Here is a 15761-nt window from a genome sequence, read left to right on the forward strand (position 1 = left end):
ATACAGTCGTCCCGACTCTTTCAATGAATATCACAATAGGCTCCAGTTCCATCGGTCTTGGTAGATCTCTCATTTCGCTTACAACGGAATCTCAATTGAGTTCGAATCAGCAAAAGAGCCAACTTGATCCAACGCAGCAGTCTTCACTCAACATTCGAGTGTTGGCGGGCTGGGCTGTTGGGTTGATTGTTTTCCTATGTATTGGATTTGCCGTCGCGTTGAACCTGCAAGTCCTGATCGCTGCGAAGTCCGCTAACAGGCCGTTACAGCAGCCAAACACGCCAACAAAGACACCATCGCTAGACCTGCCATTTATGCAGGAACTCGAGCAACTAGTCGATGAATCAAAACCAAGCCAGAGCCAGAGTAATCGTGAGCCAACATCAACTCCGGAAAGTGAGAATCCCCAATGAATCGGTCGCCCGATGTTGAGGCGTTCTGTCGCGGTTTTCGACGGCGAGCTTGGATGCAATGGTTCGCAGTCATTGGGTTGTGCTGTCTAGCGGGTTTGATGGTGGCAACGGGACAACAAGCGAATTCCACTCAGCATGCGTTGGCTACGGTCACCCAGGAAGTCGCTCGACACCGTACCGCACTAGCGACAATCCACACTCAACAGTCCGCTGTTTCGACGCGGGGTGGGGAACTCGTACAAGAGATCAACGACGATATCCAGCTAGCACGTCATCAAGAAAAAAAGCTGCTTGCTGACGTGAAGGCGGCCAATCAAGAGATTGTTGGCCTTAAGAACCAACAAACTCAGATGCAAAGGGAGTTCAAAGAACGAAGTGACCACATTTCTCAATTCATGCAGGCCAATCGTGACTTGCAAATGAAACTAGCGACGGCAGAAAGCGAACTCACAGTTGCCCAGAACAATCAGAAAACGGCTGAAGAGGAAAAAGATCAAGCCGTCGCTGATCTCACTCGAGCTGAAGAGGCTATCAAACGGACTCGCATTGACTACGGTCAAGAGATCGATCCAGACTTGACGACACTATTGATTGCCCTTGATTCCAAAACGATGCCGTTTTCTTTTATCGAGAGGCCACTAACTGATCTGTTTACCTGGCACAACTATGGTCCTCAGGGAACATCAGGACGATTGTGTGTTCAACTGTGCCGCGTTGAAAACTCCTCAGAACGGTATTTCTATTCTGTGCCCCCGCCTGATAGAGTTTCGTATGATGAAATCGACGCAGCATTCCGATTCACAAGTCGCGCGAATGTGGAACCCGCGGAAGTTGTGCCGGACTTGAACAAACGGCTTCGCACGACGACCGAACCCATTCAACTCATTTTGGTGGTTCCTACGACGGCTAACGTTCCGAAATTTGACGAGTCTTGGCGAGATATTCATCGGAAAGCTAAGCAAACTCACGTGCTAGTTTTGGGACCATCGCTCGCCCCACCAAAACTCGAGGAATGGGAGCAGTTCTGCACCAAAATGGGTAATGGTGATTTGCTTCATTGGAAAGTCGATTTGCAAGACCCAATCTCCACTAGCCAAGCAAGGGGCAAGTTTTCAGATTGGGTCAATCGGCAGATGATGCGAAAGACTCCTGGTCAACTCTAGTCCAACCAAGGCCACTCACATATGAAAAACTTGGTTTCTGATATTCGTTTTCGACAAGCATTGTGGTGCATCGCGTTGGGATGTCTATGCGTGTTGGAATCGCCCCTCGTGGCGGAAACCTTCGACAATGGTTCACCGGAACTACCAGCCGACGTTGGCAACCGCGTGCTCGTTGGCCGAGGTTCCGGTCGGTTGGCGCGACGTTACTGTATTCATCATGGTGCTCCTCTCTACCAAAGCCAATCCGAGTCATCGACTGTCATCGGTCGCCTCAGCTACCTGGAAGCCGTGAATCTCGCGGAGGAGTACCCCGAAGATTCCAACTACCTCTTTGATCGAGAGAATCGAGAACGGAACAAGGACTGGGCCCTCGTTGTCGAACCGGTCCGTCGCAATGATGTTCGAATCGGCAAATACATCGGTTGGATTCCACGGCGGTATCTGTCGGACCACTTAGAGGTGGAAGCCGACCCACGAACCCGCATTGCGAAGAAGGCGGCGATTGTCACTCCGCAAAGCTACTTGAAGAATCTAGCATCCGGCGAGAAACCCCGTCCCGTTCAACCAACGCTTTCGATCCCGAATGAACCGAATCATGTTGAAGGTCTTCCCGAGTTCACGCCTTTGGAAATGCCGCTGTATCGTATTCTCTTCATCTACGCGGAGTATGGAGACTGGGTGCTCGTTGGGTCAAAACCAGATGTTGATCCCCTTGGGACGCCTGACGAATGGAAGAAAGAACTCGTGGGTTGGATTCCTAAGGAGCGTGTTTCTCGTTGGGACTCGCGGGAGTGTTTTGAATGGGATCGCCGTGCGTACTCCGCCCGCAGCAAGTCCATGGGAACAATGTACACATCGGTCCAAGCAGCGATTTCTCGCGATCCCGAAGGAAGCCTCGCGGGAACTGCTCCGCTGAACCGGCGTGGTGAGTTGCAAACGCTCGATGCCGCCGCAATGCGGTTTCACTTACTAGCCGGTCCCGAAGATGCGTATCGACTTGGCGAACAGAATCCCGAAAAATGGTCCGACTCCAATAACTCGCTGTATCGTCTCGGGGTGGTGCTCGATACCGATGTGGAACGCAAGGCCGGAGACATTGAACAAACCAAGGACGAAGTCGGCAGCACCGAAGTCCTGTTTGTCATCGATCATACTGAGAGTATGGATTTCATCTTCAATCCGGTCGCCGAAATCATTACGCGGATCACTGATGAACTTAAACGTCAGCGTGGCGGTGGCGATGTGCGGATGAGTGTGTGCTATTTTTCCGATCACGACAGCGACCCACGTGAGGCTGTGGACACCGGTCTGCTCCCGTTGAAATCCATCATCGAAAATGACGGTTCCTGGGGAAACTCGCTGGCTCAAATCGTGCGTGATGAGAAAACAGTCTCCGTGGTCGGTGTGGCCTCGAACGCCGAGGAATTGGTTTTCGACGGAATCTACTACGGAATTCAAAACGCGGCATTCAGTGAGAACGCCCGGAAACTTGTGTTCCTGATTGGTGATTGTGGCAACCGTAGCATCTTAGGCAGTGTGAGTGCGGAAGATGTGGTCGCACAGTTGATTCCAAGAACTGGTTCCCCTGCGGAACTTCATGTGATTCAACTCAAAGATCCGAATAAAACCAAGCTGTCGGCACATGGGGCATTTCAACGTCAATTTCACGAAGACTTGCGGGAACTCTATGCGGAACGTCTTCGCGAACGGCTAAAAGCCAGTGTGCTCGAGAGTCTCCAAGCCAACAATATTAAACTCACGGTCGATCCGTTCTACACGTTTTCAACACTGCACGTCGACGCAGCATTTAAAGCGAAAGATAGTCGACAAGCCAATGATTCTCGTGCAGCGGCAGCGCAAAAGAAGCTCAGTACCGGGTTCCGAGATGCCGTCGTACCGCAACTGGAGAAAGCCCGGGTGCAAGGAGAGATTCTCCGAGATGCCATGCGTGTTGTGCTTGCTCAGGGAGCAAAGAAGGGCGTGGACTATTTCAACGCCGATGATCAAGCTACTAAGGCAGATAAAGAAACTCTACTAATCAGCCAGGCATTGATGAAACAGATTTTGGGTGACCGTGGTTTGAGTGACTACGGAGACGATCCCGAACCGTATCTTCATTTGTACGCATGGCGTTTGAACAAAGCCGGCAAACCACAACTTCGGCATATGATCTACGCTAGTGAGACCGAAATCAAAATGGTCATTCAGGTCCTCAAGAAACTTGGCTCGCAATACGAAGCCGCCCGCCAGCTCGATCTTGATGTGATTGTGCAAGAGATCCTCAGCGTTCAAGAAGGCACGGTCGGCCGAATGATTCAGGGAGTCGGTACGAACACCTCTCCGAAGGACCAAGCCCGGCGACTCTTTGAATTTCTGAGTTTCAAGTCACCGGCGTTTGAGCAAATTCTCAATGGGGATGCCAACGACTTGATCGATGCTGACATGATCGCCGAACTAACCCTGAAAGCCTCACTCTTACAAGATGTGCTCGATGGAAACGGTTCGACCTCGAACGATTTCCAACGGCGGACAACGGACTCGGTCATTTGGGAACGCAAAACTCCCGTCGACGAGTTGAAATCCGTGACTCGCGGCTACCGCCGATTCGGCAAAGATCAAGACGAGTACTTCTACCTGGATTTCGAAACGGAGTGGCCATGACGTTCATTTTACGGAATGTCGGTTTCAGCTACTCCGATTCCGATTCTGAACGGAAGGTCGAAGTGCTTCGCGGGTTGTCGACGGAGTTCGCCGCTGGAGAACGCATCGCGATTCGGGGGCCTTCCGGTGTTGGCAAAAGCACATTGATCTCCATCTTGGGACTCCTGACAGGGACCAGTGACTTCACCGGTTCCGTAAGTTTCACCGGAACTGATAGCAACGGCCAACAGATCACGTTCGACTATCGCAGCAACTCCGTGGACACCCAAGCCGAGCTGCGTCGCACTACGTTCGGATTCGCACTTCAATCCGGCTACTTGATGCCCCACCTGAGTGTGGTGGAAAACATCGCGGTGCCGCTCGGGTTGAACGGTGTGCCGAAAACGGAACGCCGAGAACGTGTCGAAGAAATTCTTGAGCGGCAACCCGATCTGCGGAAAAAGTGCGATTCGTTACCAGGCCAACTTTCGGGTGGACAACGTCAACGAGTGTCTGTTCTGCGAGCGCTCATCCACCGTCCGATGGTAGTGTTCGCCGATGAACCGTTCAGTCAACTCGACGCCGAAAATCGGGAAGCCATCCTCGACACACTCGTGGAGTGGCAAGCGGGAGAACTTCCCGGTCAGAGCGGCGACGGAGAACGTACGCTATTCCTCGTCTGTCACAACGACCAAGTCGCGTTGGAACGGTGCACCTGTTGGTATCGGCTGGGAGCCGAGTTCCTGTTCGTGGAGGAACGCCCCGAGACGCCGTGACGATGTCGTCGCGGGAAGAATTCCCTCGATACTTGTATCGCGATTGCTTCGAAGAGCGAGTCGAGTCCAACCTCAATGCCCTCATCCTCTCGACAAGATTCCAACACCGAGCGTACCACGATGACGAAACAATATCTCAAGTGGTATGCAGTCTGGGACTTGAACAGTCCGGCGTCACTGCCTGTGACGCGAGTCGTGCGGACGTCGATCCAGTTGGCAACCGTCCTCACAGTCGTATCCGCCACCTTTGCCATGGCGTTGCCACAGATCGAGGAACTCCGCCTCGATTCACGACCGTTCGCAAAATCACTCTGGGTCGGCACGCCACAGGTGCGGTCACGCTTGATCACACCGGATCGCCTGGACCGACTCAACCAAGAACTGGCGTTACGCATCGAGGAAGGCAAGTATCGAGTGACACCGTTTCATGGTTTCGAACTGCGGTTCGCCGAACACGAGCCGCCGGGCATGCGAACGCAGTTCGGGTGCGTGATGAAACCAGGAAGCATGCTACAAGAACGTTTCTCACCTTCGTTCGCGGAGACGCCTGGTTCCGGACTCATTGTGACAGCACGACTCTTGGAGGAATTGGGATACTCGTTGGATGATCCTCCAGAGACTCTAAAGGCGGAATTCGGAGACAATGGCCGTCCACAAGTGTCACTGCCCATCCAATTGATCATCGACGAAGAACCCCACTACAACGTGCGTTTCTTCATTCCGCATGCGGAATACGAACGGATCTTCGAAGAGGGTCATTTTCCGATGATTGGTCGTCAACGTGTCGGCCCGATCGACGATCGCTTTCCGACGGCTGCCGAAATTAACGCAGATAGCATCATTCCAGAACAGATCGAGCGGGTCAAAGTTGAGGAACAGGCCAAGTCTTACATCTTGATTTCCGATCCGCCGCGAATTCCTCGCAAATGGGATGCAATCATCGGTCGACTACGTCACGAACTTCGGATGTTTCCAGACTTCGACTTTCCCGAAGACGAACCCATCCTGCCCGATGTCGAACCGTTCGAAATTACCCAAGAGTCGCCGGTGTTCAATGAGGGGTACGATCTCGCGGAAATCCGAGTGGACTCGCTGTCCGATCTCCAGGCGGCAGCCGAAGCCTGCGAAGCCGCAGGGTATCCGGCCGACGAAACCTTGGTCAAGCAATTGCTCGCGCTCCGCGAGAACGGCTTGGTCGCCCGAATCGTGGTGGCGATCGTGGTGTTTCTTCTCGCCATCAATGCGGCGTACATCACATGGGGCATCCAACAACTCCGATCAAGAATCAAGCGGCCGGAAGTGGGCATGCTCAAAGCGATGGGAGTCTCGCATGAGATGTTCCGTTCGATGTTGTGGACGCAAACTTTCTATTTGATCCGCGTGGCCGTTGGCGTCGGGATTCTTGTCGCAGTGGTGCCGTTGATTGGTCTCGGGGCGTTACTCGTTCAGCAATGGGAGGAATGGCGAACACTCGCGGAATGGTTTGGCATCTTGGGGTTGGGAATTGGACTGTTGATGAGCAGCTTGATCGGTCTATCTCTGTTTCGAGCCGGTCGTGCAGACCGCGACAAAGACGCCACAGCGGTCCTCAATCTCAGTTGAACGAGGTTGCAAGAACCATCGGAACGCAAGTTCATTGTGAAATCTTAGAATTCTCGGTGGACTTTGAAGGAGTTTCACTGGATCATACATGCACCCCATTCTTCCAAATCACCCCAAATCACCAGAGGAAGAGATGATTCGACGACTTGTGATGGCCGCGCTCATACCAGCCAGTTCGTTGTTTGCCCACAACTACATCGCCGCCCAGGGACCGGAAACTGCCGCACCGGTCGACAATGCCGCGACCGAGGCGGCTGCGGACACAACGCCAACGAACGAAACGACACCGCAGTCCGGTGTCAAGCAGATCAACTCTTGGGCTGAAGCAAAACCGAATGAACTTGAAGACAAAATCAACGATTGGATGCAAAACCCCAGCCGTCAAAATGAACCGTCTTTCGCGACACTCTTTAAAACTCCCCCCGAAGTTTCAGTGGCAGTGAATGCAGATTCCTTCCCTCGTTTGGATGTCACTTTGACCGGCAATTTCGACAAGTCGGCGGATACCCCAGAGAATCGTGCCAAGCTCGGCGACAGCATTGTTGGCTTTCTCAATCAGCAGAATTACTTTGCGGATGCCTTCCAAACACAGCTGACAACAGACAACATGTTTGAAGCGGGCAACGCCAAGATGATTGAGATTCAACTTCGCGACAACAATCAACCGCCAAAATTAGTTTCTCGTGGTCCGTTGCGTGTGCCAGTGGATGAACCGGTTGACCTTGCTCTTGAAGCCACCGATTCCAACACGAGCGACACACTCACATTTTCGGCGACCGGGTTGCCCAACGGCTTAACATTGGATCGCGAAACCGGCATGGTCAGCGGGACGGCAACGACCGTCGGTGATTACACAGTCACCCTGAAAGTGACCGACGATCGGGGTTCCGAAGACGTTGTCGAGACCCAACTTTCCGTGGTCCCTGGGACACCATTCACGGCTCCCAAAGGACTCTCGCACAATCATCGCGCACTGCTGGCATGTCTCGGGTTTATCAACGGACCGTGCGATCAACGAGCGTTCCCTTACACGGCGGAATCCTGCCTGGAGTTGGCGACCAAAGCCTACGCCTATGGCATGTATGCCGATGCCGTTGTCTATGCCAAGCACGGACAGCTATGGGAAGAAACGAATCCGTCGCTGATCTATCTTCGAGCAGCATCAAGCCTGGCCCAAGGCAAGTCCGACGACGCCTACGCCGCACTGAAAGAATTGAAGGCTGTCCCTGCGGATGGCTATTACACGCGGTTGCGTGAGCGACTTTCCAGCCCGACGACCATCGCGCTCGATATGGCAATGCAACAAATGAACGATTAATCGGTTTACGGTCGACCGACAACCTTCCAAGAAAGACGCGACGAAGATTTGCAGCCTGTTGTGTGGCTACGAACGTCTTTGTCGCGTCGTTTTGTTTCCGTCTTAAGATCGTTGAAAGCGCGAGACGGAATGGGATAACACGGGCGTGATCACACGACTTCAAACGAGGCTGCGACTTTTCCGTGGGTTTTAGTCGCCGGATCGAAGCGTCCGAAGTTTTTTGACGAGAGCTTCGAGTTGTTCGGGCATCTGGGAGGCGAGGTTACGGGTTTCGTTGGGATCGTCGGCAAGGTTGAAGAGTTTCTTGCGTTCGAATTTGCGATTGGTAATGAGCTTCCAATCGCCGACGCGGACCGCCATCTCGTCCGGTGTTCGCCAGTAGAAAGTTCGCGGTGTCGGCTTTGCGTCCGTCGGTTTTGAAAGTAGCGGCCAGATGTTTTGGCCATCGAATGTGAGATTATCTTGTCGGTGTTTCGCTGCGATTGAAAGTAGTGTGGGGAACCAATCGACGATGTGCGTCGGAACATCGAGAGTTTTCCCCGCTGGAATTTGATCGGGCCAGACCGCGAACGAGGGAACACGAATCCCGCCTTCGTACAAATCGGTCTTCCATCCCCGGAGCGGTTCATTGTTGCCCAGAGTCGTGTGTGGCTCAAAAGTTCCGCTGTACTGACTCTTCGGAGCCGACCAATCTTTTTGGCCGCCGTTATCGGACACGAAAACGATCAGCGTGTCCTTGTCCTGTCCGGTCTTCTGCAATGCATCGGCAATTTGACCGATGCCATCATCCATATGTGAAAGGCTGGCGGCGAACAGTCGACGCCACGGGTCGTTGAAGGTGTCTTCGGAATACATTTCGAGCCACTTTTTCGGCTCCTTCAGTGGATAGTGCGGAACGCTGTAGGCGACGTAAAGAAAGAACGGTTTCGCTTTGTCTTCGGATGCTTCGATGATGCGAACCGCCTCATCAGTGATGAGGTCCGTCGCATGACCTTCTTCACTGATCAGCTCATCGTTTCGATGCCAAGTCTGATTGCCGTTCTTGTAAAGATGAGTGTAAGGGTCGATTTGACCACGAAGATATCCGTAGGTTGAATCAAACCCGTACTTCAACGGTCGTGCTTCCGGGATCGCTCCGATGTGCCATTTCCCGGAGATGTGTGTCGAATAACCAGCTTCCGCTAGGCTTTTGGGCAATGTCTGATTAGTTGGCAGCTTCTTTGCGTCGGCAAGCGGTGTGAGAATTCCAAAACGGCTTGCATAGCGACCGGCCATCAACGCCGCTCGTGTCGGAGAGCAGGTGGGGTTCACATAATGCTGGGTAAGTTTCGTTCCGCTCTGGGCGAGTCGGTCGAGATTCGGCGTTTTGATGGACTCGTTGTGATAACCGATGTCGTTCCAACCTTGGTCATCGGAGATGATGAACACGATATTCGGTGGAGCCGCCTGGGCGACTGTTGGTATCCAGCATGGCCCCGCTGCAATAACTACGGCGATGACAGTCAGAAGTTTGCGTATCGAAAGAGTCGGCATGAGATCAGGTTTTCAAATCGAGGATGAATGGTGGTTCAAATCGAAGTGTTCCTATCTGACCATGCTGGTTTCGGTTTCGCAAGCCGATGGTGTGGATTCAGCGTGGTGAACTCTGGTCAATACATAAGAAAACCCCGCGAGTGCTGAGTTGCAATCGCGGGGTTGAAAAAGTTCGTCATTCGTGTGATCTATTCGTTGGTCCCTTGTGCGGGGAGCAAGAATGGATTGTCGTCTTCAAGGAGTTCGCTGGACTCCGACGTCGGAATTTCTTCCACCACAGCAAAGTCTGTTTGTTCGAACTCGTTCACTGATCGGAAACCATCCTTGGATGTCGTTTCTGGCAGTTCCAGTGGAAGCTGTTCGACGGGCTCCTCGATGATTTCCACCGGAGCCGGTTGTGGTGTCGCCGGACCTTCGGGAAGTTCGGTTTCGAGGATTTCCGTTGGTGCTTGGTCCCAGGACGTTTCGTAGTTCTCCAGTTCCGGCGGTGGCATCACAAGTTGTGGGGCAGGGCCTTCGCTGACAACCGTGCCCGGTCGGAGAAGCCAATTGAACCGCCAAGGTTGCGTGCGGAGTTCCCATCGCTCTTGCGAATCCTGATAGGCTTTCTCTGGCCATGCTCCCTCTTCGAGATAGATTGCGTTGTAGTCCAACAGCGATCCCTTCTCGAAGTGAACGTTCTTGATGGCCAACGAATACTCGACGACCGATTGGTAATAGGAAGTTTCTGCTTCGGCCAATCGTCGTTGAGCTTCCAACAGCACGTCCAGCGAGGCGGCATCGGCATCGTAGGCAGCTTCGACAGCTTCGAGGTGCTGCGTCGCGGCCAATCGTCGGTTGTAGTTCGTTTCGACGACCGCATAGGCTCGAGCGGCATCAGAGATGGCGTTGCTCAGGTCCAGTGCGACCAATCGTTCCTGCTCACGCAACACAGATCGTTCTCGGGCAAGACGGAGTTCCGCGTTTCGCACTGCCGAATGAGCTCGACGGAATCCCAAGGGAATATTGAGTTCCAAACCGTATTGGTATTCCTGAAAATCGCCATTGAACAGGTTGTCGTAGGCGTTGTTCAACTCACGATTTCGGAAGCTGCTGTCGAAACGAGCTTGTCCAGCCGATCCCACACTCGAGGCGGCATCTTGGTGCTGCTCGAACAAATCACGTCCGAATCCACGCCAACGATATAAGCCGACAACATCCAACTGAGGCAGCAGGAAGTTGCGAGCGGCTTTCAACTCCAGTTCGCGACTACGAATGACCCAACGCTGTTGCCGAAGTTCAACTCGTCGGGCAACGGCTTCCGTGAGAGCTTGGTTCCAATCAAACGCAACTGGTGCCATGCTGGGTTCGTCCGCTGGACGCAAGAGTTCATTTTCGGTGATCGGCAAACCGATCATGTATCGCAAGCGACGCTCGGCCACCAACACGCCACCGTTTGCTCGGAACGTTCCACCGCTACTGCCGTTGTTACCCCGAGTCGGTTGCAACAGTCGGCCGTTGAGCGAGTTCTGCACCTGCTCTTGGAAGCGGAAATACTGTTCGCGAGCCTGGGCTTCTTTGTCGGCTTCGCCACCTTGTCGACCGGCTTGATACAACGCATGCACCGCACGCCAAGTTTCCAGAGCTGAGTCACGAGCGGCGATGCGGGCATCGAGTTCACGATAGGCGTAGTAGAGATCGAGATAGACGTTTTCAACATCGTTCACCAAGGCCCGAACGGATTGCTCAAACTCGGCTTGGCTAATATCTGTATTCACGCGGGCGATCATCACACCGTTGTAAATTCCCGGTGTATCGCTCGGCCCGGCGATGCGGTTGAAGTCAACTCCCGCCCCTTGCAAGAGCGGTTGACGCATTTCCGCTTCGTATTGCACCGTCCAAGCACTACCGAACTGGTTCCCAGGAGCGTTGTTGGCGTCGTAATCGGTGATGTTACGAAGTGAGAACTCCGTACCGACCGCACTCAACTTGGAGATCTCCCCCTGGAAGATCCCGATGTCCTGTTTCAGGATACGCGTACCACCCCCGAAGAACTGGTTGTTCAAAGCCCGATCGTTCTTTTGAATCGTAGCGCTACCGGTAAACTGAGCATCAAAGGCACTCAATGCCGCAGGGACACCGAACCGCGGATCAAGCTCTTGAATGGCCGGATCGTACACGCTGCGTGTGCTATTCGGCGATTGCAGCACCAATCCACCGAGGTCTCGAAGGACCTTTGAATGAGTCAGAGCCATTTGAATGGCGTCTTGCAGTTTGATTTCCCGGAACTCCGGATCGTCGTCGTCGAGCGTCCTCGGAGCGACCGTCGAGAGCACGACTTCCGGTTCGGCAACGTAGGGATCGGTGTAATCGACCCGAGTTGCAGCGTCCTTGTAGTATTGCCAGTCGGCTTCCTGATGCACGACTGACTCGTTCTTCCAAGGCAAGCCGCAGCCGCACAGGGTCGTTAGCCCCACGAGAAACGCCGCGAAGACAACCTCTGCCCCCCGCGTGGGTGAGCACTTTGCTTCGGTTGCCTCGTACCGTTTCGAGGTGGGCGAACCTGCAATTTGTGAACGCGAACGGTCTAACTTGCGTTTCATGGTCAAACGATCCTGGTCCGTGGTCCGCTCGATTCCGGCCGTCTCCGTTCGACTGGCCTGCTGCGTTGAATCATCACTCCACCAATGACGAAGTAAGGTCCTTGCCCGCATAAACTTTCGACTGTCCAATGGGAAGGCCCTCCTGCCACAGTAGTCTCTCGGCGGTCGGTCAACGCAGAACGATAGAATCACAAATGCAATTCCGCCTGTATCCTTACAATCGGCATAACCTGAACATTGCACCGGACGAAGTCGGCGGAAAATTCGAAATTTTCGGATTGACCGACGCCGTTTCCCACAATCCACGTCACGAACGGCTTGTTTGCTCAAGCCCACAGTTCGGCGTGCCGACGCGAAGTGAGAAGGTGAGAAGTTTAGGGAACCAACGGTGACATCGAATCGCCAAATTCCGCTGTCCTTCTGTCCTGACCCGCTTTGCCGTTGGGTACAACCGGCGTACACTGCAATAGCAATTCATGCTTCAACAAGGCAGGTGATGACTCGCAGCGATCCGTTTGTGACGGGGAATTCCCTCCAAGAGCTTTGAGTTTTGACTGCTTGGTAGAAATCGCAAGGAAGCCGGTGGCCATCACCTGTCTGTGGCCAACACAGGCGTAAGGACCAGGAACGGTCTGGGAACAATGTCGAACGAAACTGCTCCAGAACAACAATCCCCCGCGTTGGCCATCGAGGATTTGGTCGACGACCTAGCCGACTTGGCGGTTAGCGGAGTCAGTTCGGAAAGTTTCTATCCCCAACTTCTCAATCAAAGCGTCATGGCTTTGGGTGCGATCGCCGGCAGCTATTACACCGTGTCCCCGAGACGCCCGACCGGTTCCCCGGATCGTTGGGAAATGGCTTGCCAATACCGATTGGCGACGGAACCCCAATTGGCGGAATTCGTCCAGCAGCCAGCCCATCTTCGATTGTTGGACTTGGCCGACCGCACGGGAGAATCACTCTCGCTGCCACCGAACGCCTCTCCCAACGAGTTACCAACCGGACAAGCCGCGAATCAAACCGAAACCTTTTTGCTGATCTGCCCGGTCATCGTCGAAGAAGAAACCGTGGCATTGATCGAAGTGTTTCAGCGTCCCAACACTTCCCGAGAAGCTCGCGTGGGGTTCTTGCGATTCCTGCAAACGGTCTCGGAAATCGCCGGCGATTTTCATCGGAACCTTGAGTTGCGGACGTTGCGGCGTCAATTTGGCACTTGGCGACGATTTGAAGAGTTTGCCGATACTGTCCACGCTCATCTCGATCGAGACCAAGTTGCCTATCATGCAGCGAACGAAGGACGACGGTTGATCGATTGTGACCGCGTCAATGTCGGGCGGATGCGGGGGCGTCGGTGTCAAATCCTGGCAGTGAGTGGTCAAGCTCATCCAGATCGGCGTTCCAATGTGCTGCGACGGTTGTCCGCCGTTTGCGAGGCCGTTGTCAAAACAAGGCAGCCACTCTGGTGGAGTGAGGACACCGACGAAGCACCGCCGCAGATCAAAAGTCTGTTGAGACTGTACCTTGACGACTCGCACGCTCGATGGGTCGGAATCGTCCCTCTGCTGGAACCGCAGATAGACGACGAGCATGCCAAGAAACGGCCCCACGTGCTAGGTGTGCTGATCGCGGAGCGATTCGATGGCGAACACGATGCCATACTTACGCAACAGCACACGGAAATCGTGAGTCAACATACCGCCGTCGCATTACACAACGCCGATGTCCATCAGTCGATTCCGTTCTTCCCGATCTTGAAGACCATTCAAAACACAGCTTGGTACTTTCGGTTACGTCAACTCCCAAAGACGGCGTTCGTCGTCGGACTTCTCGCTGCGGCCATCTTAGCGTTGGTCCTCGTCCCGGCAGAATTAACAATCAGCGGAGACGGCGAACTCCAACCCCAAACCCGCCGCGACGTGTTCGCCCGTTCGAGCGGCGAAGTCGAAACGATCCATGCGGAACACGGTAATAACGTCACTCTCGGACAGGAACTCGTTCGACTGCGGCGTTCGGAACTCGACCTGGAAATCGCCGAGGTCACCGGGCAACTACAAACGGATCTCGCTCGTTTGGCCTCCGTGCGTTCGTCGGAATTGCGACGCCAAACCGGTTTGTCCCTCAGTGAAGCCCGCATTCGCAAAGAAGAATTAGCGAGTGAAAAGGCGGAACTTCAAGCGTCAATCGACAGTCTGAACGAGCAACTGAGCATCCTCCGCCAGCAAGAAAAACAACTGATTGTTACCAGTCCAATTTCCGGTCAAGTGTTGACGTGGGATGTCGAAACCTTGCTCGCCGAACGCCCTGTTGAACGCGGTCAAATTCTGATGACGGTCGCCAATGTCGATGGTCCGTGGGTGGTGGAAATTCGAGTTCCAGATCACGACATTGGGCATGTCTTGGCCGCACAGAAAGAAAGTCAGGATGGACTGCCGGTGTCGTTCATTTTGGCAACCGATCCCGCCACGACGTACTCCGGGAAAGTCATCAAGACGGCCATGAACACCGAACTCGACGAAGAAAACGCGGCTACGGTGCTCGTCACAGTCGCCATCGATCGTGAGCAAATCCCGAATCTTCGCCCCGGTGCGACGGTTGTTCCGAAGATCGCATGCGGGCAACGTCCGGTCGGCTACGTTTGGTTTCATGACTTATGGGACGCAATCCGTACGTACGTCATTTTCTAACGCGCACAATTCTGCCTTCCCGAACTCTCAGGAGCGAACCATGTTGACTTCAAACCGACGCCAAACAACGGCCATCCTCGTTGCCGGTGTGGCTTTTGGCTGTGTCGCCCTGCGAATGGGCCTATCCGCTGACCCATTCGGGCCACCGAAAGATCAGTCCCGTAAGGTGGCGAAAACGGAGTCCAACACCGAAATCGTTATTCCCGACGCCCAGGTTTCCCTTATCGAACAAGTCGAAGTGCCCGCGCAAGAGTCCGGCGTACTCTCGACGATTATCGCACGCGAAGGGATGACAATCCGCGAAGGGCAGGTGATCGGACAAATCGACGACGCCGAATCTCAACTGGAAAAACGACGGGCCGAGATCGAAATGGACATCGCCCAACGCGATGCCCGAAACGACGTGCGCGTGCGGTTGGCGAGCAAAACCGCCGAAGTCCGCAAAGCAGAACTGGCTCGTTCGGAAGAGGCCGCCGACAGAGTCCACAATGTGGTCTCCAAGACCGAATTGGAAAAACTCCGACTGGAAGTGCAGCGAAGTCAGCTGGAGATCGAACAAGCCAAGCATGACCTGGATCTGGCCGAGTTGAATTTTCAACTGAAGCAGAACGAACACGCCCAGGCCGCCAGATCGGTCGAACGTCGCCGCATCACAGCTCCGCTCGATAGTTTCGTGGTGGAAGTCAATAAACGTCGGGGCGAATGGGTCAAGCCGGGGGATATCGTCTGTCGTCTGTTGCGGTTGGATCGTCTTCGAGTGAAGGGCATCGTTCGATTGGCCGACGTCTTGAATAACCCCACCGGCCAACCGGTTGTGCTTGAGGTCACATTGGCGAGCGGCGAAGTGCGAAAATATCCCGGTAAAGTGGTCTTCGTCAGTCCCGAGGTCAATGCCGTCAATGGGGATGAGCTGGAGCTTTGGGCCGAAGTGGAAAACACGGACCAAAATCTGCGCCCCGGTATGACCGGCCGTCTGATCATCAATCGTGATATCGCTGGCTACGATGCCGAAACCGCTGCCGCCGAGCAAGAACGACAGTAAGTCACTTT

Annotated in this window: 10 protein-coding genes; 8 read left to right on the forward strand and 2 right to left on the reverse strand. The window is 54.0% G+C overall.

Annotation, left to right across the window (positions count from 1 at the left end; genetic code table 11):
* Nucleotides 1–95: 95 nt before the first annotated feature.
* From G6R38_RS02565 to G6R38_RS02590, 6 genes are all read left to right on the forward strand, one after another.
* Nucleotides 96–413 carry a hypothetical protein gene (locus G6R38_RS02565; protein WP_166820107.1) on the forward strand — a complete coding sequence of 106 codons (318 nt, stop codon included), beginning with the start codon at nucleotides 96–98 and terminating at the stop codon, nucleotides 411–413.
* The gene (locus G6R38_RS02570) at nucleotides 410–1576 is read left to right on the forward strand and encodes a coiled-coil domain-containing protein (protein WP_166820108.1); all 1167 of its coding nucleotides are present in this window, start codon (nucleotides 410–412) and stop codon (nucleotides 1574–1576) included. Before G6R38_RS02565 ends, G6R38_RS02570 begins: the two co-directional genes overlap by 4 nt.
* 21 nt (nucleotides 1577–1597) lie before the next feature.
* Nucleotides 1598–4237: a hypothetical protein gene (locus G6R38_RS02575; protein WP_166820109.1), complete on the forward strand. Its 2640-nt coding sequence runs from the start codon at nucleotides 1598–1600 to the stop codon at nucleotides 4235–4237.
* Complete coding sequence (locus tag G6R38_RS02580) at nucleotides 4234–4992, forward strand: ABC transporter ATP-binding protein (protein WP_166820110.1); 759 nt, start codon at nucleotides 4234–4236, stop codon at nucleotides 4990–4992. Before G6R38_RS02575 ends, G6R38_RS02580 begins: the two co-directional genes overlap by 4 nt.
* 120 nt (nucleotides 4993–5112) lie before the next feature.
* Nucleotides 5113–6594 (forward strand): hypothetical protein, encoded by a 1482-nt coding sequence (locus tag G6R38_RS02585; protein WP_166820111.1) that lies wholly within the window; start codon nucleotides 5113–5115, stop codon nucleotides 6592–6594.
* Between the two features lie 133 nt (nucleotides 6595–6727).
* Nucleotides 6728–7912, forward strand: a complete 1185-nt coding sequence (locus G6R38_RS02590; RefSeq protein WP_206028434.1) for an Ig domain-containing protein — start codon at nucleotides 6728–6730, stop codon at nucleotides 7910–7912.
* A 189-nt stretch (nucleotides 7913–8101) separates the two neighbouring features.
* On the opposite strand, the gene G6R38_RS02595 is transcribed toward G6R38_RS02590, so the two are convergent.
* Both G6R38_RS02595 and G6R38_RS02600 read right to left on the reverse strand, forming a co-directional pair.
* The gene (locus G6R38_RS02595; RefSeq protein WP_166820113.1) at nucleotides 8102–9445 is read right to left on the reverse strand and encodes an arylsulfatase B; all 1344 of its coding nucleotides are present in this window, start codon (nucleotides 9443–9445) and stop codon (nucleotides 8102–8104) included.
* Nucleotides 9446–9633: 188 nt separating this feature from the next.
* The gene (locus G6R38_RS02600; RefSeq protein ID WP_166820114.1) at nucleotides 9634–12027 is read right to left on the reverse strand and encodes a TolC family protein; all 2394 of its coding nucleotides are present in this window, start codon (nucleotides 12025–12027) and stop codon (nucleotides 9634–9636) included.
* A 641-nt stretch (nucleotides 12028–12668) separates the two neighbouring features.
* Between G6R38_RS02600 and G6R38_RS02605 the strand changes: the two genes are divergently transcribed.
* Both G6R38_RS02605 and G6R38_RS02610 read left to right on the forward strand, forming a co-directional pair.
* On the forward strand, nucleotides 12669–14711 hold the full coding sequence (locus G6R38_RS02605) for an efflux RND transporter periplasmic adaptor subunit (protein ID WP_166820115.1): 2043 nt from the start codon (nucleotides 12669–12671) through the stop codon (nucleotides 14709–14711).
* 40 nt (nucleotides 14712–14751) lie between these two features.
* A complete protein-coding gene (locus tag G6R38_RS02610; protein WP_166820116.1) occupies nucleotides 14752–15753 on the forward strand; it encodes an efflux RND transporter periplasmic adaptor subunit in 1002 nt (333 codons plus the stop codon).
* Nucleotides 15754–15761: the final 8 nt, after the last annotated feature.

This window comes from Thalassoroseus pseudoceratinae, assembly GCF_011634775.1.
Classification (GTDB): Bacteria; Planctomycetota; Planctomycetia; order Planctomycetales; family Planctomycetaceae; genus Thalassoroseus; species Thalassoroseus pseudoceratinae.